The sequence below is a fragment of the Maribacter cobaltidurans genome (genome assembly GCF_002269385.1).
Taxonomy (GTDB): domain Bacteria; phylum Bacteroidota; class Bacteroidia; order Flavobacteriales; family Flavobacteriaceae; genus Maribacter; species Maribacter cobaltidurans.
The window spans coordinates 919,381-939,786 of the sequence record NZ_CP022957.1; the positions used below are offsets into that span (position 1 = coordinate 919,381).

At 39.1% G+C, this 20,406-nt stretch carries 18 protein-coding genes; 5 read left to right on the top strand and 13 right to left on the bottom strand.

Annotated features, from left to right (window positions below; all coding sequences use genetic code 11):
- Positions 1-2 precede the first annotated feature (2 nt).
- From fabD to CJ263_RS04055, 4 genes are all read right to left on the bottom strand, one after another.
- Complete coding sequence (gene fabD / locus CJ263_RS04040) at positions 3-887, bottom strand: ACP S-malonyltransferase (protein WP_094996085.1); 885 nt, start codon at positions 885-887, stop codon at positions 3-5.
- A gap of 68 nt (positions 888-955) precedes the next feature.
- Positions 956-1,471: a gamma carbonic anhydrase family protein gene (locus CJ263_RS04045; protein WP_094996086.1), complete on the bottom strand. Its 516-nt coding sequence runs from the start codon at positions 1,469-1,471 to the stop codon at positions 956-958.
- Positions 1,472-1,486: 15 nt separating this feature from the next.
- Positions 1,487-2,218, bottom strand: a complete 732-nt coding sequence (locus CJ263_RS04050; RefSeq protein WP_094996087.1) for a LytR/AlgR family response regulator transcription factor — start codon at positions 2,216-2,218, stop codon at positions 1,487-1,489.
- Positions 2,215-4,416, bottom strand: coding sequence for a histidine kinase (locus CJ263_RS04055; protein WP_094996088.1), 2,202 nt, complete (start codon positions 4,414-4,416; stop codon positions 2,215-2,217). The genes CJ263_RS04050 and CJ263_RS04055 overlap by 4 nt, the downstream gene beginning before the upstream one ends.
- Positions 4,417-4,719: 303 nt before the next feature.
- Between CJ263_RS04055 and CJ263_RS04060 the strand changes: the two genes are divergently transcribed.
- Entirely contained in the window at positions 4,720-5,895 is a 1,176-nt protein-coding gene (locus CJ263_RS04060; RefSeq protein ID WP_094996089.1) for a vWA domain-containing protein, read from the top strand.
- A gap of 52 nt (positions 5,896-5,947) precedes the next feature.
- Here CJ263_RS04060 and CJ263_RS04065 read toward each other — a convergent pair whose 3' ends face one another.
- Entirely contained in the window at positions 5,948-6,976 is a 1,029-nt protein-coding gene (locus tag CJ263_RS04065) for a PorP/SprF family type IX secretion system membrane protein (protein WP_094996090.1), read from the bottom strand.
- A gap of 122 nt (positions 6,977-7,098) precedes the next feature.
- Here CJ263_RS04065 and CJ263_RS04070 point away from each other — a divergent pair, with 122 nt between their 5' ends.
- The 4 genes from CJ263_RS04070 to CJ263_RS04085 all read left to right on the top strand — a co-directional run bounded on the left by CJ263_RS04070 (position 7,099) and on the right by CJ263_RS04085 (position 11,324).
- Positions 7,099-8,007: a NifU family protein gene (locus CJ263_RS04070; protein WP_094996091.1), complete on the top strand. Its 909-nt coding sequence runs from the start codon at positions 7,099-7,101 to the stop codon at positions 8,005-8,007.
- A gap of 71 nt (positions 8,008-8,078) precedes the next feature.
- On the top strand, positions 8,079-8,279 hold the full coding sequence (locus CJ263_RS04075) for a dodecin family protein (RefSeq protein WP_094996092.1): 201 nt from the start codon (positions 8,079-8,081) through the stop codon (positions 8,277-8,279).
- 97 nt (positions 8,280-8,376) lie between these two features.
- Entirely contained in the window at positions 8,377-10,413 is a 2,037-nt protein-coding gene (locus tag CJ263_RS04080; RefSeq protein WP_094996093.1) for a thioredoxin domain-containing protein, read from the top strand.
- Between the two features lie 89 nt (positions 10,414-10,502).
- Positions 10,503-11,324: a mechanosensitive ion channel family protein gene (locus tag CJ263_RS04085; protein ID WP_094996094.1), complete on the top strand. Its 822-nt coding sequence runs from the start codon at positions 10,503-10,505 to the stop codon at positions 11,322-11,324.
- Positions 11,325-11,376: 52 nt separating this feature from the next.
- Here CJ263_RS04085 and tsaB read toward each other — a convergent pair whose 3' ends face one another.
- The 8 genes from tsaB to CJ263_RS04125 all read right to left on the bottom strand — a co-directional run bounded on the left by tsaB (position 11,377) and on the right by CJ263_RS04125 (position 20,372).
- A complete protein-coding gene (gene tsaB / locus CJ263_RS04090; RefSeq protein ID WP_094996095.1) occupies positions 11,377-12,048 on the bottom strand; it encodes a tRNA (adenosine(37)-N6)-threonylcarbamoyltransferase complex dimerization subunit type 1 TsaB in 672 nt (223 codons plus the stop codon).
- A gap of 75 nt (positions 12,049-12,123) precedes the next feature.
- Complete coding sequence (locus tag CJ263_RS04095) at positions 12,124-13,476, bottom strand: TolC family protein (RefSeq protein WP_094996096.1); 1,353 nt, start codon at positions 13,474-13,476, stop codon at positions 12,124-12,126.
- A gap of 30 nt (positions 13,477-13,506) precedes the next feature.
- Positions 13,507-14,643, bottom strand: a complete 1,137-nt coding sequence (locus CJ263_RS04100; protein WP_094996097.1) for an efflux RND transporter periplasmic adaptor subunit — start codon at positions 14,641-14,643, stop codon at positions 13,507-13,509.
- Positions 14,644-14,667: 24 nt separating this feature from the next.
- On the bottom strand, positions 14,668-15,930 hold the full coding sequence (locus CJ263_RS04105) for an ABC transporter permease (protein ID WP_094996098.1): 1,263 nt from the start codon (positions 15,928-15,930) through the stop codon (positions 14,668-14,670).
- Between the two features lies 1 nt (position 15,931).
- Positions 15,932-17,161 (bottom strand): ABC transporter permease, encoded by a 1,230-nt coding sequence (locus tag CJ263_RS04110; RefSeq protein WP_094996099.1) that lies wholly within the window; start codon positions 17,159-17,161, stop codon positions 15,932-15,934.
- Positions 17,154-17,855 (bottom strand): ABC transporter ATP-binding protein, encoded by a 702-nt coding sequence (locus CJ263_RS04115; RefSeq protein ID WP_094996100.1) that lies wholly within the window; start codon positions 17,853-17,855, stop codon positions 17,154-17,156. The genes CJ263_RS04110 and CJ263_RS04115 overlap by 8 nt, the downstream gene beginning before the upstream one ends.
- Before the next feature lie 99 nt (positions 17,856-17,954).
- Positions 17,955-19,070 carry an efflux RND transporter periplasmic adaptor subunit gene (locus tag CJ263_RS04120; RefSeq protein ID WP_094996101.1) on the bottom strand — a complete coding sequence of 372 codons (1,116 nt, stop codon included), beginning with the start codon at positions 19,068-19,070 and terminating at the stop codon, positions 17,955-17,957.
- Positions 19,071-19,112: 42 nt separating this feature from the next.
- Positions 19,113-20,372 carry an ABC transporter permease gene (locus CJ263_RS04125; protein WP_094996102.1) on the bottom strand — a complete coding sequence of 420 codons (1,260 nt, stop codon included), beginning with the start codon at positions 20,370-20,372 and terminating at the stop codon, positions 19,113-19,115.
- Between the last annotated feature and the right edge of the window lie 34 nt (positions 20,373-20,406).

Sequence of the window (20,406 nt, forward strand, 5' to 3'; positions counted from 1 at the left end):
GGCTACTCCAATTCTGGACTTTGGGTTTCAACCGAACCATCAATTTTCTTGACCAAACCCTGAAGTACTTTTCCAGGACCAATTTCCGTAAAGACCGTTGCACCATCGGCAATCATCTGTTGTACGCTTTGCGTCCACTTTACGGGTGCCGTTAACTGGGAAATGAGGTTTTTCTTGATTTCTTCAGCATCGGTTACCGCAGTGGTCGTTACGTTCTGATAAATCGGACAACTTGGGGCGGCAAAATTCGTACCTTCTATGGCACTGGCCAATTCTTCCCTGGCAGGTTCCATCAAAGGCGAATGAAAAGCCCCACCCACGGGCAAAACAAGGGCTCTTCTTGCTCCGGCCTCCTTTAATTTTTCACAGGCCAAATTTACGGCCTCTACTTCACCCGAAATCACCAATTGTCCGGGACAATTATAATTTGCAGCAACCACGATTCCCGGGGTTTCGGCACATATTTTTTCTACTATGATATCGTCCAGGCCTAATACCGCAGCCATTGTACTTTGTTGCATTTCACATGCCTTTTGCATGGCCAAAGCCCTCTTGGACACCAATTGAAGCCCGTCCTCAAAATTTAACGTACCATTGGCTACCAAGGCACTAAACTCCCCAAGGGAATGCCCCGCTACCATATCGGGCTTAAAACTATCGCCCATTACCTTGCTCAAAATGACGGAATGTAAAAAAATGGCGGGTTGGGTAATTTTAGTTTCCTTAAGTCCTTCCGCAGTTCCATGGAACATAGTCTCCGTGATGGAAAAACCCAGAATCTCATTGGCTTGATCGAACATTGTCTTGGCTACCGGATATTTCTCGTATAAATCCAATCCCATACCCACAAACTGTGCCCCTTGTCCGGGGAAAATATATGCGTTCATCGTTTTAAATTTAGGTTCGGCAAAAGTAAGGATTATCGCCGTAACGACCTTTTATTTAGTTTATCAAGTCAATCATTTTCTTTAAACCAACCAGAGTACATGATGTATGCTTCGGCGATTCTATTAATCTCACCCGCACTTAATTCTGGACTTATATCCTTTATCTTTTTTGCCGGCATACCGGCAAAAACACTCCCCGAAGGTACATGTGTACCTTTGGTCACCACGGCACCCGCTGCTATAATGCTGTTGCTTTCAACAACACAATCGTCCATGACTATACTTCCCATGCCAATAAGCACATTGTCCTTAATGGTACACCCGTGAACAATGGCATTATGGCCTATGGAGACATTATTACCGATATTGGTAGGCGATTTTTGATAGGTACAATGGATAACCGCACCATCCTGGATATTTACCTTGTTTCCAATATTGATGTAATGAACATCGCCCCTAATCACGGCATTGAACCAAACACTGCACTGGTCTCCCATCGTGACCTCACCCACAATACTAGCGTTTTCGGCCAAAAAACAATTCTTACCTATTTTTGGATGTTTTCCATTCACCTCTTTAATCATAAACTCTTTTTTATATTAATCAAAATACGACAACAAGTCTTTCTTTTTGGATGCCGAAACCAATAATTCCTTTCCGTTGGACAATACCACGCTACCGCCCTTACCCTTTCGATATTTGACTATTTCATTCACATTGACCAAATACGATTTGTGAATACGGGCAAAATAAAATTCCAACAAAGCGTCCTCAAAATATTTAAGTGTTTTGCTTACCAAGATCTTTTTGTTCTCCAAATAGATTTCAGTATAATTATCATCGGCCTGACAATATAGGATTTCTTCCACATTGAGTACTTGAAACCCGTCTTGTTGTGGCAGTGTCAATTTTCCCTGTATACTTTTGGTATTGGTGTTCAAGACCTTTTCCTGTAAATGGTTTTCCTTGGTCCTTACCTCCTTTACATATTCTACTGCTTTTACCAGTTCATCAATATTTATAGGTTTGGTGAGGTAGTAAGCTGCATGATGATTTAGGGCATCCTTGGCATAATGATCGTAAGCCGTAACGAAAACCGTTTCAAAGCTTCTGTCTGGTATTTGGTCCAAAAGATCAAAGGCATTGCCGAAAGGCATTTCCACATCCAAAAAGACCAAATCAAGCTCGTTTTTTTCTATTAACCCAAGACCTTCCTTTATGGAAGAAGCCATACCGACAAGTTCAACATCCGGACAGTACTTATTTATGTAGTTACTGAGGATTTCCCTACTATTGGCTTCGTCCTCAACTAAAATCGCTCTTAAGTTCATTTGTCTTTTTTTAAGGTAAACAATACTTGGGTGCCCTCCCCATTGGATTTTAAATTAGAAATGGAAACGGATACTTTGTCACCATACATATCATTTAAAATAGCTATCCTCTGTTTTATATTTCCCATCCCCTTGGACTTTTGTTTCCTTTGGTTCACCGTTTTTAATTCAGCTGATTTCTTTCTGCCTATACCGTCATCAACAACCAGTATTTCCAACTCATTTTCATTCTTAGCACGAACCCTTACTTCCAAAAAGCCTTTTTCTTCCTTATATCTGAGTCCGTGCCATATGGCGTTTTCTATATAGGGTTGCAATAACATAGGAGGAATCTGAAAGGTGGAGACATCCAAATTTTCATCGACCTGCATGCGGTAATCGAATTTATCCGGAAAGCGTGAGTGCTCCAGTTTAATATAAAGCTCAAGAAGCTCCAACTCCTTGGACAAAGGGATAAAATCTTCCTCCGAATTTTCAAGCACGGACCGCATCAACTTGGAAAAATCACTCAAATATCTATTGGCACTTCGCTCATCGCTCTTTGAAATATAATTGTTTACGGAATTTAGCGCATTGAAAATAAAATGGGGATTCATCTGTGACCTTAGTGATTTTAAGGCCAGTAGATTATTCGCCAACTTTTGTTGCTGGTTGCTCCTATAGAAAAAGAACGCCGCCAATCCCGTTAGCAATAATCCAAAAATCAAGGAGTATATGATCCAGCGTTGGCGTTTGTAACTTTCCTCCGCCAATTCTTGTTCCGTTAGTGCCAACTCGTATTTGCTCTGTGATAATTCCCGCTCCTGTTCCAAACCGGTTATCCTACTCTGTGTAGCAGCGATTTCCCTATTAAAACGTGCCGCCCTGGAAATTTCCTGTTCTTTCCGTATGTACAAGGTATCCACTAGGGAGACATAATCCTGATAGGTTTCCAAGGCCCTATTGTAATCCCCTTTATATTCATAGACTTCAGATAATTTTCTAGTCGCATCCTTTTGCACCACCAAATCGTTATTGGAATCCGCTTGGATTATGCTTCGTTGTAGATAGGGAATTGCCTCTTCATACTTATCTTGGGCTATATAGGCGTTCGCAATTTTATAATTGATTCTTTGGGTGGTTATGGTATCCCCTAAACCTGAGGCTTTATCCTCGTTTGGTATGTTCAGCTTGTCCAATTCTTTCAAGCTATTTTTCCTGATGGCAATTTCCTCGGTATACTCGTTTCTTTTATTGTAAAAATCAGCCACCTTTTCCCGTTCCTGTAAGACCCGTTTGGGCTCCAATTTTCCGGCAAGCTCTACGGAGTTTCCATAATACACCTCGGCCTCCCTTAGTTGGTTGTCCTGGGCATAGGCATCGGCAATTTTTGAGTTCAAATCGGTCATCTTTGGGGCAATCTGGTTCTTTGTGGCCACTTTTAACCCCTCGTTATAATAGTCAACTGCCAGTTTAATCTCATTCATTTCTTTTTTAATGTCCCCTAGAATTTCATATAGCTCCACCCGTTGAAAAGGCACCATATTTTGTAGTTTCTGAAGGGGCACCAGTACTTCCTCGGCTTTTTTTAATTGACCCGTTATCTCATAGGTTCTTGCCAATAGCAAAGAGGTGGCAATGGTTTTATTGGCTTGCAGGGCATCCTCAAAATTATCTATGGCCAAATCATATTGTTTATGATACAAATAGATTTCACCCAGTTTGGTCAGGGATTTTGCCAACTGGTCCTTATTGCCATTAGGTCCCAATACTTCCATGCTCTGAGCCACGAAATCAATACTTCTTGCGATATTGTCCTTTCTGTAGTATTCTGCGGAATCCAGCAAAGATTGGTAGTTAAACATTTTATTTCTACTGATAGAGGAATTACTTAATTGCCTGTTATTCTTGGTTTCATCTACGACTTGAAGTTTAATTTCATCCTTGCTGGTTACTTTATGCCTAACGGTTTCGAAACTAGTGTGTTCCAAAACTAAATCCTCCCCAATGGATACGGATATCTTAAATTCGCCTAAACCATTCGTCAATGTGAATTGCCCAGAACTTGTAGAAACGGAAACACCTGAAACTGGCGTATGGGTACTTTGGGATTCTACCAGCCCCTTTAGAACAAACTTGGAGTTTGTACTATTCTGTCCGAATACCTTGCTGCCTGCCAGAAGTAATAGTAGTATAATATATAAAATCGAACTACGCATCAATTTTTATTAACGTCATTCAAGATAAAAACAAACAGATAGGAGTATTCAAGTAAACGGCTTTCCTCCAAAGTTCCATAGAAAATGATTCTTTTTCATCTTTTTAAACTACCGTAAACTTAGCTGATTTACCCCATACTAAAAAATGCCATTTACAGCTAAATATGGGAATTTCGGGCCGTTTTATCAGCTTTGCTAAAAGAAAGATATCGTTAACTAGCCCAAAAGGCACCTTCCCTCAAAGCCACTTTATTTCCAAAAAGTTTCATCCTAGGTTTACGTCGTAATCAAATCAATAAAACGATGATAAAAATTCAAAAAGCACTGGCTATAGGATTCATGGCAATGAGTATAAATTTAGGCTATGGATGTAAAAATGAACCAAAAAATGAAAAACAAATCCTATTGGTACAGAGGGTTGAACCTAACAAAAAACCGAACAAGAGGACGGTTAAAATCGCATTGTTATTGGATACCAGTAACAGTATGGACGGATTGATCAATCAGGCGAAATCCCAATTATGGGACATCGTCAATGAATTCACCAGGGCCAAATGTGGAAATGAAACCAGACCCGATCTTCAAATCGCATTGTACCAATATGGAAACGATGACCTTTCCTATAGGGAAGGCTATATACAACAGGTCTTGAATTTTAGTAGTGACCTGGACGAAATTTCCAAAAAATTATTTTCACTGACTACCAATGGAGGTGAAGAATACTGTGGTGAAGTTATCCAAACTTCCTTGAAGCAATTGGAATGGGGCAAAAACCCGGATAATTTGAGAATAATCTTTATTGCGGGAAACGAACCTTTTACGCAAGGTCGATTAAATTATAAAGATGCCGTCACCAATGCCAAGGAAAACGATGTCGTTGTGAACACCATATTTTGTGGTAACTATGAACAAGGTATTGAAACGGAGTGGAAAAGAGGTGCCCAACTTACAGGGGGCGAATATATGGCCATAGACCATAATAGGGAAGTAGTCCATATCAATACCCCCTATGACGATATCATCATTCAATTGAATTCAAAACTGAACAAAACATATATTTCATATGGCGCTATGGCAAGCGAATATGAAGAAAAACAAGCTTCACAGGATGAAAATGCCATGAGTATTGGGTATGGCGTTGCTATAAAACGGGCTGTAAGCAAAAGTTCCCGACTTTACAATAATAAATCTTGGGATTTGGTCGATGCTTCGGCCGATGATGATTTTAGTTTGGAAAAAGTGGAGAAAGAAAGTCTGCCGGAAGAACTAAAAGGAAAATCAAACCAAGAAATAGAAAAATACATTAATGGCAAACGTGAGGAAAGGGAACGTATTCAGGCCGAAATCGCTGAAATAAATAAAAAACGGGAAATTTACATTGCCGAAAATCAAAAAGAAAACACTCAGGGCGAACTAGAAAGTGTAATGCTGAGCGCAATAAAAAAACAAGCGGCTCAAAAAAATTACACGTGGGATTAGTAATGAAATATTAAATCATTTCAGGGCCTTTTACAAATGTAGGAGGCCCTTTTTAATTAGCTGCGGGACAGTAACAATCGTATCTTTTTTCCGGTTTACAAAAATCGAAGCCTAGGGTTATCTGGTGAAATCCTCCATTGTCAAATCGAATATCACCCATTTGATAGGAGTAATTATAGGAAATCATGAATTTATTGAAATTAGCTCCTACTATAGGTGTTATCAATTGAAGGCGTTGTTCCCCAAAACTAGTTGCCGTTTGAAACTGTGCACCATCAAAACTTCTTCTATAGGAAACGCCTCCCCAAATACGCCCAAAATTCACGTCCTTATAGAGTTTCGCATTAATGTCTACGGTCTTTTCCTTGGTAAAATCCGTCATTTGAAAAAGTACGGAAGGTTCAAATTGCCATTCGCTTCTACCAAAAACATAGCCTGCAGAAATGATATACCTTCTTAAATTATCTACTCTAGGTATTGTCAAATTGTCCGGATCATCATTTCTATTTACCCTGTAAAGATTCCTTTTTGAGGACAAGGCATTCAAAACGGCAAAATGTGTAAAAAACTCCTGATAGCTATAAGACATTCCAAAATCCACATTATAATAGGTTTCATTTAGCTTAATTCCTGAAACCGCCGGATCGAAATCAACGGAACGAAACTCTGTTTCATCCAAACTACTTTGAAGGACGGTTGCACTTAATCCAAAGGAAAGTTGGTTCAAAACTCGAACATCCTCGCTACCCATCCGTAAATGATGTGCATAGGTACCTTTAAAACCTGTTTGGGAATGATAGCCATTGGCATCATTGAAAATAATAGCCCCTACACCGCTTGGGGAATCTCCTAATCTAAAATGTCCGTTTATTGTTTGTAGGTTTGGTGCATCTTCCACATCAAACCACTGTTTTCTGGCCGTTGCCCTAATTTTTCCACATTCACTGATACCCGCCATGGAAGGAAATATCAAATAGTAGTTATCGGCCAAATAATCAAAATATACAGGAATACCCTCTTGTGCACTGGCTTTTAAACCAAACAATAGGAAGGACAGCAATAGAACCAACTTACATCTCATGTCAAGAATTTGGGGTAAAAGTGTAAATAACACCAAATATAAAGGATAACGGTTCAAACAGTACATTATTATGTATGGAGAAACTTAGAATTCCTTTGTATTTTTGATAAAAATTGAATCCAATGAAAGAGTACAATATAACTGTTGTAAAAACTAATAATCCCGCTATACTAAAGTTTGAATCCAATCATATGTTGGTAAAGCGGAAGAACTACGAATTTAAAAATATAGACGAAGCCAAAAACTCACCTCTAGCACAACAACTTTTTTATCTTCCTTTCATAAAGACGGTATACATATCAGGAAACTTTGTTGGGATGGAACGATATGATATCGTGGAATGGGACGATGTAAAGGATGAAGTGGCCCAGCAATTAGTGGAATATTTAAATGCCGGGGAACCGGTAGTCATAGAAGAAGATACGGACAAACCCATAGCGGTAACCGTTTATGCCGAGGTAACTCCCAATCCAGCCACCATGAAATTCGTGGCAAGCAAAAAGATTGTGGGTTCCATGTACGAGTTTAAAAATATAGACGAGGCAAAAGACTCACCACTTGCCACACAATTATTTCAATTTCCATTTGTTAAGCAAGTATTTATTGACGACAACTACGTATCGGTTTCCAAGTATGAAGTGGCCGAATGGGAAGACATTACGATAGAGCTGAGAGAACTTATCAGAAATTTTATTGCAGAGGGCAATGATATTGTGACCTCCAATGCCGAACCAATAAAAACAACTGAAACAGGGGACAATAACCAATCCCAACCTCAAGAAGATTTGGATGACACCTCTTTGGAAATCATTGATATTTTAGAGGAATATGTAAAACCTGCGGTTGCCAGTGACGGTGGTAATATCCTATTTAAATCCTATGAGCCCGAAAGCCGTACAGTAAACGTCATCCTGCAAGGTGCCTGTAGTGGTTGTCCTTCATCTACCTTTACCTTAAAAAATGGTATAGAGACGATGTTGAAGAATATGATGGGAGATAGGGTAAACGAAGTAGTGGCTTTAAACGGCTAAAAAAACAATTGATTTGGCGCAAATTCCGCAAAAGATTTGTTAACTTCAAGCAAATCATAAAAACACTAATTATGGCAGTATTAAAAGTTATAGAAGTATTGGCCAATTCTGACAAAAGTTGGGAAGATGCCGCAAAAAATGCAGTAGCCCAGGCCTCTAAATCGGTAAAAAATATTCGTTCTGTTTATATTAACGAACAAAGTGCTACCGTAGAAGATGGAAAAATGGTAAACTATCGTGTCAACGTAAAGATTACTTTTGAGGTGCAATAATTTTACTTCAATTATAGAAATAAAGAGCGCCCTAGTGGCGCTTTTTTCATTTTTTCATTCCTAGCAAGTTTGATTATTTATCTAAACTCAAATTACTATGGCTCCAAAACATACCAATGAGCTCATCAAAGAAACAAGTCCATATCTTTTACAGCATGCCCATAATCCGGTAAACTGGGAAGCGTGGAGCCAAAGCGCTTTGGAAAAGGCTCAAAATGAGGGTAAATTATTGTTAATCAGCATAGGATATGCTGCTTGCCACTGGTGCCATGTAATGGAACACGAATGTTTTGAGGATGAAGAGGTCGCAGAGGTCATGAACGCCAACTTTATAAACATTAAAATAGATCGTGAAGAACGCCCTGACATTGACCATATTTATATGGACGCCCTGCAAATGATGACCGGCAGTGGTGGCTGGCCACTTAATATTGTGGCCCTACCGGACGGTCGACCATTCTGGGGAGCCACCTATGTAAAAAAGCAGGATTGGATAGAAGTCCTTGGTAATTTATTTCGATTATACAAATCCACACCGGAACGTGTATTGGATTATGCACAAAATATGGCCAAAGGCATCAAGCAAATCAACATCATACCCAATAATACAGATAAGGACAACTATACCATAGCTATACTTAGGAAAGACGTTCTTGAATGGTCCAATTATTTCGATACTTTTTTAGGAGGATATAAGAGAGCCCCCAAATTCCCAATGCCCGTAAACTTGAACTTCCTTCTACATTATGGCACATCCTTAAAGGACAAGAGCATTTTAGAATATGTTCACACCACATTAAAAAGAATGGCCTATGGCGGAATTTTTGACCATGTAGGGGGTGGGTTTTCCAGATATTCGGTGGACACAAAATGGCACGTACCCCACTTTGAAAAGATGCTATATGACAATGGTCAGCTCATTAGCTTGTATTCCAAGGCCTACGCCGCCTCTGGCGATGAACTTTATAGGGAAACAGTAGAAAAAAGCATCGCTTTTGTCAAAGAAGAACTTCTATCCCCCGAAAAAGGTTTTTACTCATCCCTGGATGCGGATAGCATAAATAAACACGGAGATTTGGAAGAGGGTGCCTTTTACATTTGGGAAGAAAATGAACTCAAAAATCTATTGCGTGAAGATTTTCTCCTCTTTTCAAAATATTACAATATCAATCGCTATGGACATTGGGAAAATGGCAATTATGTCCTCATAAGAGACACCCATGAGGGCGAAATTCTTAAAGAATATGAAATCTCAGAGGAAGAGCTCAAAAATAAAATAGCAAAGTGTTTAAAGATATTAAAGACAACAAGAAGTAAGAGAAGCAGGCCTAGACTGGACGATAAAATATTGACCTCTTGGAACGGTCTCATGCTCAAAGGGCTGGTAGATGCCTTTAAATATCTCCAAAAAGACAATTATATGGATTTGGCATTACAAAATGCCAAATTTATACTTCAAAACTTAAGACAAAAGGACGGTGGCTTATTTCGTAACTATAAAAATGGGAAAAACAATATTAAGGGCTATTTGGAGGATTATGCTTCCATAATAGATGCCTTTATAGGCCTTTACGAAGTATCCTTTGAGGAGGTTTGGCTGAAGACGGCAAAGGAATTAATGGAGTATTGTTTGGCAAACTTCCTGGATATGGAAAGCGGACTTTTTTATTTTACTTCCAAAAAGGATGAATTTGTAATAAGAAGAACTTTGGAGGTAGAAGACAATGTGACACCATCTTCCAATTCCATAATGGCCCAGAATCTCTTTAAACTTTCCAAGTTCTTCCCGGAAAAGAATTATGACACTATTTATATAAAAATGCTTAAAAATGTTCAATCCAATTTTTCCAAAAATACCCAAAGCCATGCCAATTGGTTGGACCTAATACTACACACTGAATTACCCTTTTATGAGGTCGCCGTTGTAGGAGATAGGTTCAAGAAAAAAATACTGGATTTACAAAAGGAATTTCTACCTAATGCCGTCTTTGCAGGCTGCAAACAACATAGTGACATGCCTTTGTTAAAGGACAGACATCTATCTGGAAAGACACAAATTTTCATTTGTGAACAAGGTGCTTGCCAGATGCCATTGACTCAAACAAAAAAAGCTTTGACTCGTCTAATGGTTTAAGCCTTTTGTTAACATTAGTTTAAATAAATAAACTTGATTCGCGTAGGGTAATTGTAGTAAGTTGAGATATCAATTAATAAAAAAATTTTATGGAAAAATTTACCAATTATCAAGAACATGTTGACAATGCCATCAAATGGTTCTGGGATGCACTACCTAATTTAGTAACGGCCATTCTACTTCTGTTTGTAGGTATTTATGTGATTCGATTCATTAACAAAATGATACGCAAATTTTTTGCCAAAAAGGACTATGATGAATCTTTGGAATCCTTTCTGCAAAGCTTGATTTCCATTGCACTTAAAATACTTCTTTTTGTACTTGTAATAACCCAATTGGGCGTACAATCCTCTTCGCTGGTGGCCATTATCGGTGCCGCAGGATTGGCCATTGGCTTGGCCCTACAAGGATCCTTGGCAAATTTTGCAGGTGGTGTTTTAATTTTACTCTTTAAACCATTTAAGGTCGGAGATTGGATATCCGCGCAAGGCGTGGACGGCTCTGTTAAAGAAATCTCCATTTTTACTACAAAATTGAAAACCTTTGGAAATCAAATCGCCATTATACCCAATGGACAGTTATCCAACAATAATATCATTAATTATAACGCCGAGGATACAAGAAGGGATAAAATTGATGTTGGTATCGGGTATGGGTCCAACATTAAAAAAGCCAAGGAGATTCTTTTGTCAATATGCAAAGACCGTGAGACAATACTTAAAGATCCGGCACCGGAAGTTTACGTTGGGGAATTGGCCGACAGTTCTGTGAATCTAACCTTACGATTTTGGGCGAACAACCCTGATTTTTGGGCAGCTCACTTTTTTGTGATGGAAGAAATTAAAAGCCGATTTGATGCAGAAGGCATTGAAATACCATTCCCACAAAGGGTTATTCATAAAGGAGAGTAAACTCAAAAACGTTAAAAGTCAAAAAATGGCCTTCATTAAAATGAAGGCCATTTTACTTCTTTTTGGTAACCATAAAATCCTTTAGATAATAAGGCTCAAAATAAGCCACGTCTTCAAAATCCCTGCTTTTAAATTTTCCGTGGGAAAGTCTTGCCATTTCTCTTGAAGAGGGTACGCATTGTATATCAAAATCTGCATTTACGTGGCCAAGGGTAGACCTTATTTTATCTGCACCCGATCCAAGAAAATGTACCTTATTATTTTTTAAATATTCATGAAAAGAATATTCCTCTATTATTTCGGCCTGTGTTTCCCTTATCTCATTCAAATGGGAATCAAATACTGCCGAGTACACCTCCATACGTCTTGCGTCCAAAACGGGTATAATATAACCCCTTTCCTTTAAATTCAACTGACTAGCCATGCTTTCTAAGGTGGCGATTGAAATTAATGGAACATCCAAGGCAAAGCACAAACCCTTGGCGGCCGATACCCCTATTCTTAAACCAGTATAAGAACCTGGACCTTTACTAACGGCAATGGCATCCAAATCATTTGGCGAACACTTCGCTTCGTGCAGACATTCCTGGATAAATACATGAAGTTGTTCCGCATGTGAGTAATTCGGGGTATTATTTTCCCTTATAGCAATCAAATTGCCATCCTTGGCCAAGCACACTGAGCAATTTGTTGTTGCTGTTTCCAAATTAAGAATAAGTCCCATTTTTCAAAGGTAGAGCATAAACACAAAAAAACCTGCAACTATACATTGCAGGTTTTTTTGTGTTTATTCTTGTAATCAATCTAATGTTATTGGAATTCCAAAAAAGAATTCGAGAAATTTTAATCTAAAAATGTATTCATATTTAGCACGTATTACGTTGGCAGCAGCATCGTCCACCCGAGCCTGGGCTTGGCCAAAGTCAAAGGAATTCATTAAACCCACATCGAAACGCTCCTTGGCATATTCATAGGCCAAAGTTCGAGCTTCCAATGTTTTTTCTGCAGCCTCATAAGATTTACGAAAAGTAGTAACATCTACGTAGGCTTGATTCACGGTAGATTCCAAAGCCAATTTATCCTGCTCCAATTGCACCTTGGCCTTTTCCAAACCTATTTCGGACCGTTTTACGTTATTTCTAGTACTCCATCCGTTGAATATGGGAATGTTCATTTGCGCCCCATAGGAAATACCATCATTAATCCATAATTGGTTAGTAAAACTCTCCGCAGGCACAAGATTGCCCGTTGCGGGATCGAAACCGCCTTGATCTGAATATCGAGTGTTATAATTGAAAAATGCAGATAAAGTAGGGTAATATGCCCCTTTGGCTAGTTCAACATCTTTTTCTGCAAGATCCATCATGGACTCGGAAAATTTAATATCGTTTCTAAACTCCAGAGCCTTTGCAAAAATTGTTTTTGGGCCATTATTCAATATGTCCGAAGGTGGAATTTCAAACGATTCATCAGCAATATCAAAATTCTCGTAATCGGTAATTTGAAGAAGTTGCGCTAAATTTATTTTTGAAATTATGACCAAGCCCTCATTATTTACTATTTGTTGCTCCTGATTTGCAGCGGTGGCCTCCAGTTCCAAAAGATCTCCCCTGGGAACCACTCCTGAACTAACTAACTCCTTGGTCCGTTCCAAGTCCTGCTGAGTTACGGCATACTGTGCTTTTGAAACCTCAAGAGCTTCCTTGTTTGATAATATTTGTAAGTAGGCCTGTGCTACATTTAACCGTATATCATCCTTCAAATTTTCTAACCTATAATCATTTGCAATAGCATTCAGTTTAGCCCTATTAAGTCTATTGATATTACGGAGACCATCGAACAAGGTCAACGAAGAAGTCAATCCGCCATTTGCTGTTAATATAGTTGTGGTTACGGGCTGATTGGTCGTAGGATCAAAAGAAAGTCCCGTATTTCCTGCAACACTGAGATTACTGTTTAGACTTGGTAATAATCTACCAAGCGCGTCGGATTTATCAATCTTGGCATTCTCTAGATCCAGTTCAAACTGCTCAACCGAAAGGTTATTTTCCACGGCATAGGTAACGCATTCCTCCAAGGTCCATTTTTTATTTTGGGCCCATGTAGTCCCCACTACCAAGAACAGTAGTATTGTGGTTATCGTATACTTCATTTTTTGATTTTTTATTTTGATTGATGATGATTATTCAGTGTCTTTTTCTTCCTCACCTTTTTTAATAGGCTCCGTTTTATTCCAATGTTTAACTTTATCCTCTTTGGTCAATCCTGATATCACTTCCACATTGACCCCATCAGAAATACCGGTCTCAATCTCCCTTCTTTCAAATTTTTGCTCCTCCGCAGAACCCACGGCAACTTCAACGTAAGGCTTATCGGTTTCTTTGTCAAACTGCAATACGGCCTCCGGGATTACAAGAATACTATCCTTCTTTTCCAAAACAATGGAAGCATTGGCACTGTACCCAGCACGAATGAAAACATCATCCTTCTCCTCCACATCACCTTCTATCTTAAATTGTACAGCTCCCGTTTCCTCTATACCCTTTGGTGCAATAAACTTTAGTTTAGCATCCAACTCCACATCCTCAACGGCACCAAGGCTTATCTTTAAGGGTGTTCCCACTTTAAGCTTACCCACTTCTCCTTCATCCACTTTTCCTTCAAAAATCATTTGACCCAAATCCGCAATTGAGGCAATGGTAGTACCATCATTGAAGTTGTTACTTTGGATAACCTGATCACCCTCCTCCACAGGAATCTCCAAAATAGTACCATCAACAGTGGCCCTAATATTGGTATTGGCACTTGAAGACCCACCGGCAGACCCCCTACGGATAATTTGATAGTCCGCCCGGGCATTTTCCAACTCCTGTTGAGCCTGGTTATACGTAAGTTGCAAATTGTTGAAGTCTTGACTGGAAATTACGCCTTTATCAAAAAGGGATTTGTTCCTGTCGTATTCTATTTTAGCATTGTTTAGGGCCAATTCAGCATTCCTAACCCTTCCACTTGCCTGGTTTAAAGATTGCTCGTTGGGTACAACTTTAATCACGGCAATCAAATCTCCTGCCTTTACCTTAGCTCCTTCCTCTAGGTATATCTTTTCAATAATTCCTGAAATTTGAGGCTTAATCTCAATTTCATCTTCTGGAACCACCTTCCCGGTTGCCACCGTTTTCTTTTCGATGCTCGAAATAAAAGGTTGGCTGGTATCATACGTAATAGCAGATTTGCTGTTGGATTTTATAAAGAAAACAGCGGCCCAAAGTGCTCCAAGCACTAAAACTCCTATTAAGATATATTTTACGATTTTGTTCATTTTAAGTGTTTATTTAAATGGTTGTTATTCTTCTCTTAATGCATCTATTGGTTTTATACTTACTGCGCGTTGTGCGGGAATCAATCCTATTAACGTTCCAAGGATTACCATAATCAATAAGGCTCCAAGAACATAGGGTATGGGCACCGTTGGATTAGTGTATGGAAAATCCAAATCCTTGGTGAGGTTATTAATAATGGATAAGACTCCTGCACCTAAAATAATCCCGATAACCCCTGCAACCATGGTCAAGAAAACCGATTCCAATATAATTTGGTTTCTAACTTCGGAAGGCGTAGCACCCAAGGCCCGTCTAACACCCAATTCCTTGGTACGCTCCTTGACGGATATTAGCAAAATGTTTCCAATGCCGATGACACCTGCCAATATTGTGGCTATACCTACAACAAGGCTTAGAAAAGTCATTCCCTTGGCAAACCCGGAAACTCTAGTAAACATTTCTCCCAAATTGAAAGAACCAAAAGCCCTTTCATCTTCAGGATTAACACGGTGTATATTTCTCAAAAGTGCTTTAACATCCTTTTCTACCTGTACAACATCTACATTATCATAGGCCGCAATACAGAAATAGTCCACATTATCCCCTGTATTGTATAATTTTTGGAATGTGGTAAAGGGAATAAAGATGGCATTGTCATTATCAAAACTAACGCCTTGCGATAGTTTGTGTACCCCTACTACTTGAAAATAGACATCTCCAATCCTTATAAATTGGCCTATAGGGTCTTCATCCTTTTCAAATAGTTCCTGTAAATTTCGCTCTCCAATGACACAGACTTTTCTTGCCTGTAAAATATCCTCATCATTGATAAACCTTCCTCCATCAAAAATTTGTTTTGTAGCTATTTTGGTGTAGACAGGATAATCCCCATTTACCGGGTAATTTCCAGATTTTTGGCCTCTCACTGTAAAAACCGGATCTGAACCAAAATTCCCCAATGTAATCCGTGGGGCAATATTATTGATTTCCGGTATCCTATTTTCCATCTTTGCGACATCACCCAATTTTAGTTGCATGGGGCGACCAGTTTTGAAACCTTCGTAAGGCATACTTGTACTCTGCCCCCAAACAAACATGCTGTTCATGGATACACTTTCGAATACCTTTTCAAAACCGTTATCCATCCCTTTGGCCGCACCGGATAAGGCTATATAGATAAAAATGCCCCAGAGCACACCCACAATTGTGATAATGGTTCTTGTCTTATTTTTACTAATAGAACCGAATATTTCTTGCCAAGTATTTCTATCGAAAATAAATTTCATATCATTCGTCCCTTAATGCTACAATTGGTTTAATTCTGGCCGCTCTTCTAGCAGGTATATACCCCGCAAGTCCTCCAAAAAATATCAATACGACAGTCGCGAACACCGCAGTGCCCATATTGATGAATGGATTAGTTATAAAATAATCCTTTAAAGTATCTCCTAATGAACTTAACATGGCCACCCCTAAAACCATTCCTATAATTCCGGAAATAGTGGTTATGAAAACAGATTCCAAAAGAATGGTACTTATCACAGATTTTGGGGTTGCTCCCAAAGCTTTGCGTATTCCTATCTCCTTGGTTCGCTCCTTTACAACAAAAACCATAATATTACTAATACCAATGATGCCTGCGATTATGGTTCCAAAGGCTACGAATCCTACGATTATTTGCAAAACTCCAGCAAACTGTTGGTTTTGCTTTAGTTGATCGGCAACATTTCGAATAAAAAATCCGCGTTGATCGTTCGGATCAATGAATTTTTTCTCTCGAATAAAATCCCCCAACTTTCTTTCAAAGGTCATGGCACCTGTATAGCCAATCTCGGGCTTAAAGCCTATAGCTATCTGATCAATCTTATCCGTATTCTTTTCAATCAATTGCCGTGTAGTATATGGTATATAAATCCTACGTTCCTCATCATCCCCGGCATCATCCTGAAATACACCTATCACTTTAAAGGCGCTTCCTGTAATATCTATATACTTGCCCAAGGCGTTCTCATTTTTAAAGAGATCCTTTTCCACCAATCTACCGATTACGGCATACTTCGTCTTGTCCTTGACATCCTCCTTGTTTAAATACCTACCCTTCATGATCATGGTCTTTTCCGCAAATTGATAGGATTCGCTAACACCACGTGTGGTATAGTTATTGGATTCATTCTTATACTTGACCAACCCACTGCGATCCACTCTTGGAGAAATATATTCCACGAAAAGGGGAAAGGATTCTTCAATATCGGCTATGTCTGAATTATCGAATTCTATTTGACGATTGGATTTATAACCCTTATAAGGTTTGGAAGTCCTTCCCGGAAAAATATAGAAGGTGTTGGTAGCGTCATCCTCAAAAAACTCGTTGAACGTATTAATGAGTCCATTACCAAAACCGTATAGAACAACAAATATTAAAATACCCAAAGCTACAGTAAAACCGGAAAGGAAAGTCCTTAACTTGTTTTTCTGTATGGTTTCGAATATTTCTTTCCAGTTGTCCCTATTAAACATATTGTGCAGCTCTAACTTGTTCTACTTTTTTATCCTCCACAATGACCCCGTCCTTTAAATGCACTATACGTTTGCACATATGGGCAATATCTTCTTCATGTGTTACCACCAATATGGTATTTCCTTGATCATTGATTTTCTGAATCAAATCCATAACTTCATAGGAAGTTTTACTATCCAAAGCCCCCGTAGGCTCATCCGCCAATAAAACTTTAGGTTCAGCGGCCATAGCACGGGCGATTGCCACCCTCTGTTTCTGTCCACCCGAAAGTTCACTGGGCAAATGAGATGACCATTGTTTAAGCCCCACCTGTTCCAAATATTTTAGTGCCTTTTCCTGACGCTCCTTTCTTCCTACTTTTTGATAGTATAAAGGCAAAGCCACATTCTCCGCGGCACTCTTATAATTGATCAAATTGAAGGATTGAAATATAAATCCCAAAAACTTATTTCGGTATTGGGCCGCTTTGGTCTCGTTCAAGTTCTTAATGGGCACCCCATCCAAGGTGTAACTTCCTTCATCAAGCTCATCCAACATACCCAGAATATTCAATAAAGTGGACTTCCCAGATCCAGAAGATCCCATAATGGCCACCAACTCGCCTTCCTCTACGGAAAAATTTATACCCTTAAGTACATGTAAGGAGTTTTTGCCCATTTTATAGGACTTATGAAGATTTTTTATTTCGATCATGTTGGTTATTGTTTTAGACTGTACATATATTCAAGTCTACTGGTTAGACTTATGTTCTTTAATTTTGTTACAAGAAAAAACAGAAAATTCCTTTCTATTTTAATTCTGGGCGAATTCATCTGCTTTAATCGCGTTCCAAACCTTAATTTTATCGCCTTTGGAAATACCGGATTTGACTTCTACGTTAATACCGTCACTTATACCCAATTCAATATCCTTGCGTTCAAATTGTTGATTACCTGTCTCCACTTCCACAAATGGTTTTTTGGTCTTGCCATCAAACTGAACCAATGCTTCCTTAACAGCAAGAACACTATCTGCACGAGCTAAAATTATTGAGGCATTTGCACTTAGGCCAGCACGGATAAATACGGAATCCTGTTTTTGCAATGTTCCCTTTATCTCAAATTGGATAGCCCCGTTTTCCGCTTTCCCCTTTGGAGCTATATAATCCAATACAGCTTTAAAAACAGCGTTTTCAATAGCTCCAACGGTGATTTCCAATGGCAAGTCTTCCTTTATTTTCCCAACTTCGGATTCGTCTACCTTACCTTCAAAAATCATTTTGTCCACATCGGCTATGGCAGCAATGGTAGTTCCTTCATTAAAGGTATTACTCTCGATAACCTGATTTCCAACCTCTACGGGAACTTCCAGTACCATACCGCTTACCGTAGCCCTTATTTGGGTATTTGCAGCGTTTCCGTAGCCCTGAGTGGTACCTGTTTTTACAATATCAAACCTCTTGTTGGCAGCACCATAAGCCTGCTTGGCCTGATCATAGGCAACTTGAGCTCGTTCTAAATCTACTTTGGAAATAACACCTTTTGAAAATAGATTTTTTTGACGCTCCAAATTACGTAGTTGATCGTCCAAGCCTATTTTCGCCTCGTCAATGGCGTTTCTAGCATCGTTCAAAGCATTTAAATTTGGCACTACCTTAATAAGACATATCAGATCCCCGGATTTTACATAATCCCCACCTTCAACATAAATTTCTTCTATAACCCCTGAAATATTGGGTTTGATCAAGACTTCCTCTAGTGGTAAGATACTCCCGGTAGCCACCGTCTTTTTCACAATGGTCTCCGTAGTGGGAGTCTCGGTTTCATAAACTACGGGGTCTTCCGCATTTTTTTGGTATAAATAGTACATCGCTCCACCGAAGGCGACTACAATGAACAGCAAAATAAAAATGGTTACTTTTTTCTTCATTTTTTAGTTGAATTGATTGATGAATATTTTAATTTCTTTCTCTTATTCGTTTCTTAGGGCCTCTATCGGTCTAATTTTGATAGCACTATTGGCAGGAATGAATCCGGCAAACAACCCTGAAACAATTAAAATTATCAGCGCAACGGTTACCACCCCAAGGTTTACGCTTGGATTTACGAACATCATCACCGGCCCACTAATATCCAATACGTAATTGATACCATAAATTACCAAGGCTCCAAAGGCGATTCCGCTCATACCTGAGATAATGGTCAAAAATATAGACTCCATTAAAATCTGTTGTTTAATGGACCATGGACTCTCCCCTAACGCGCGCCTAATACCTATTTCCTTTGTCCTTTCCTTAACTACAATCAGCATAATGTTACTAACCCCAATGATACCGGAAAGAAGCACACATATCCCAACGAAATAGGCAATCAACCTCAAGGCTCCAAAAAGACTGACCACTCTTTGGAATTGTTCATTCAAATCAAAATGACCAACAGCTCGTGTATCTTCAGGATGTATTCTATGGTTTTCCTTAACAATTGTGAATATTTTGTCCTTGATATTGGTAATTGGCACTTCATCCACGGCGGTAATGGCCATCCAGCCTACATTATCACCTCTATTAAAGGCCTGCGAAAAGGAAGTGAAAGGAATATATATTTCCTTCTGTGCATTTTCGCTATTCCCGTCTGCATTCTTTTTTTTATATGTTCCGACTACCATAAAATTAACATCGTTAATTTTTATATAGGTTCCAAGGCATTCTTCACCCTTGTCATATAAACTTGACTTTACATCTACACCTATAATCGCAACCTTACGTTTCTCATTGATATCGCCATAATTTAGAAAACGTCCGGAGGTTATGTCCATGGGCTCCTGCTTTATGATTTCCGGATAATCCCCATATACGCTAAAGGCACCTGTTTTTAAACCTCTTACCACATTGTTGGCACCTTGAAAATTACCAAGTTGATTTCTTGGAGAAACGAACCGAAGCCCATCAACATTCTCCCAAATATCCGCGACATCACCTGTTTTATAACTGAATTCCCTATCCTTAGGCAGTCCCTTATACGCTTTGGAAGCCGTTCTCGTCCACATGAACATGGTATTTGTGGCGATATCCCCAAAATCGGCCCTTATCCCATTCTCGAGTCCCTTTCCAGCGGCCAACAATATGATCAGTATAAAAATTCCCCAAAAGACACCAAAGGCCGTAAGCAATGTCCTGAACCAGTTTGTGGTCAGCACCTGCAATATTTCGTCCCATCGGTCTTTATTAAACATTTTAAGCTAAATTAATCGGTTAAACCCTTGAATA

Excerpts from the sequence above, each read along its gene's own strand:
- fabD (WP_094996085.1), bottom strand. The coding sequence starts at position 887 with ATGAACGCATATATTTTCCCCGGACAAGGGGCACAGTTTGTGGGTATG.
- CJ263_RS04045 (WP_094996086.1), bottom strand. The coding sequence starts at position 1,471 with ATGATTAAAGAGGTGAATGGAAAACATCCAAAAATAGGTAAGAATTGT.
- CJ263_RS04050 (WP_094996087.1), bottom strand. The coding sequence starts at position 2,218 with ATGAACTTAAGAGCGATTTTAGTTGAGGACGAAGCCAATAGTAGGGAA.
- CJ263_RS04055 (WP_094996088.1), bottom strand. The coding sequence starts at position 4,416 with ATGCGTAGTTCGATTTTATATATTATACTACTATTACTTCTGGCAGGC.
- CJ263_RS04060 (WP_094996089.1), top strand. The coding sequence starts at position 4,720 with ATGATAAAAATTCAAAAAGCACTGGCTATAGGATTCATGGCAATGAGT.
- CJ263_RS04065 (WP_094996090.1), bottom strand. The coding sequence starts at position 6,976 with ATGAGATGTAAGTTGGTTCTATTGCTGTCCTTCCTATTGTTTGGTTTA.
- CJ263_RS04070 (WP_094996091.1), top strand. The coding sequence starts at position 7,099 with ATGAAAGAGTACAATATAACTGTTGTAAAAACTAATAATCCCGCTATA.
- CJ263_RS04075 (WP_094996092.1), top strand. The coding sequence starts at position 8,079 with ATGGCAGTATTAAAAGTTATAGAAGTATTGGCCAATTCTGACAAAAGT.
- CJ263_RS04080 (WP_094996093.1), top strand. The coding sequence starts at position 8,377 with ATGGCTCCAAAACATACCAATGAGCTCATCAAAGAAACAAGTCCATAT.
- CJ263_RS04085 (WP_094996094.1), top strand. The coding sequence starts at position 10,503 with ATGGAAAAATTTACCAATTATCAAGAACATGTTGACAATGCCATCAAA.
- tsaB (WP_094996095.1), bottom strand. The coding sequence starts at position 12,048 with ATGGGACTTATTCTTAATTTGGAAACAGCAACAACAAATTGCTCAGTG.
- CJ263_RS04095 (WP_094996096.1), bottom strand. The coding sequence starts at position 13,476 with ATGAAGTATACGATAACCACAATACTACTGTTCTTGGTAGTGGGGACT.
- CJ263_RS04100 (WP_094996097.1), bottom strand. The coding sequence starts at position 14,643 with ATGAACAAAATCGTAAAATATATCTTAATAGGAGTTTTAGTGCTTGGA.
- CJ263_RS04105 (WP_094996098.1), bottom strand. The coding sequence starts at position 15,930 with ATGAAATTTATTTTCGATAGAAATACTTGGCAAGAAATATTCGGTTCT.
- CJ263_RS04110 (WP_094996099.1), bottom strand. The coding sequence starts at position 17,161 with ATGTTTAATAGGGACAACTGGAAAGAAATATTCGAAACCATACAGAAA.
- CJ263_RS04115 (WP_094996100.1), bottom strand. The coding sequence starts at position 17,855 with ATGATCGAAATAAAAAATCTTCATAAGTCCTATAAAATGGGCAAAAAC.
- CJ263_RS04120 (WP_094996101.1), bottom strand. The coding sequence starts at position 19,070 with ATGAAGAAAAAAGTAACCATTTTTATTTTGCTGTTCATTGTAGTCGCC.
- CJ263_RS04125 (WP_094996102.1), bottom strand. The coding sequence starts at position 20,372 with ATGTTTAATAAAGACCGATGGGACGAAATATTGCAGGTGCTGACCACA.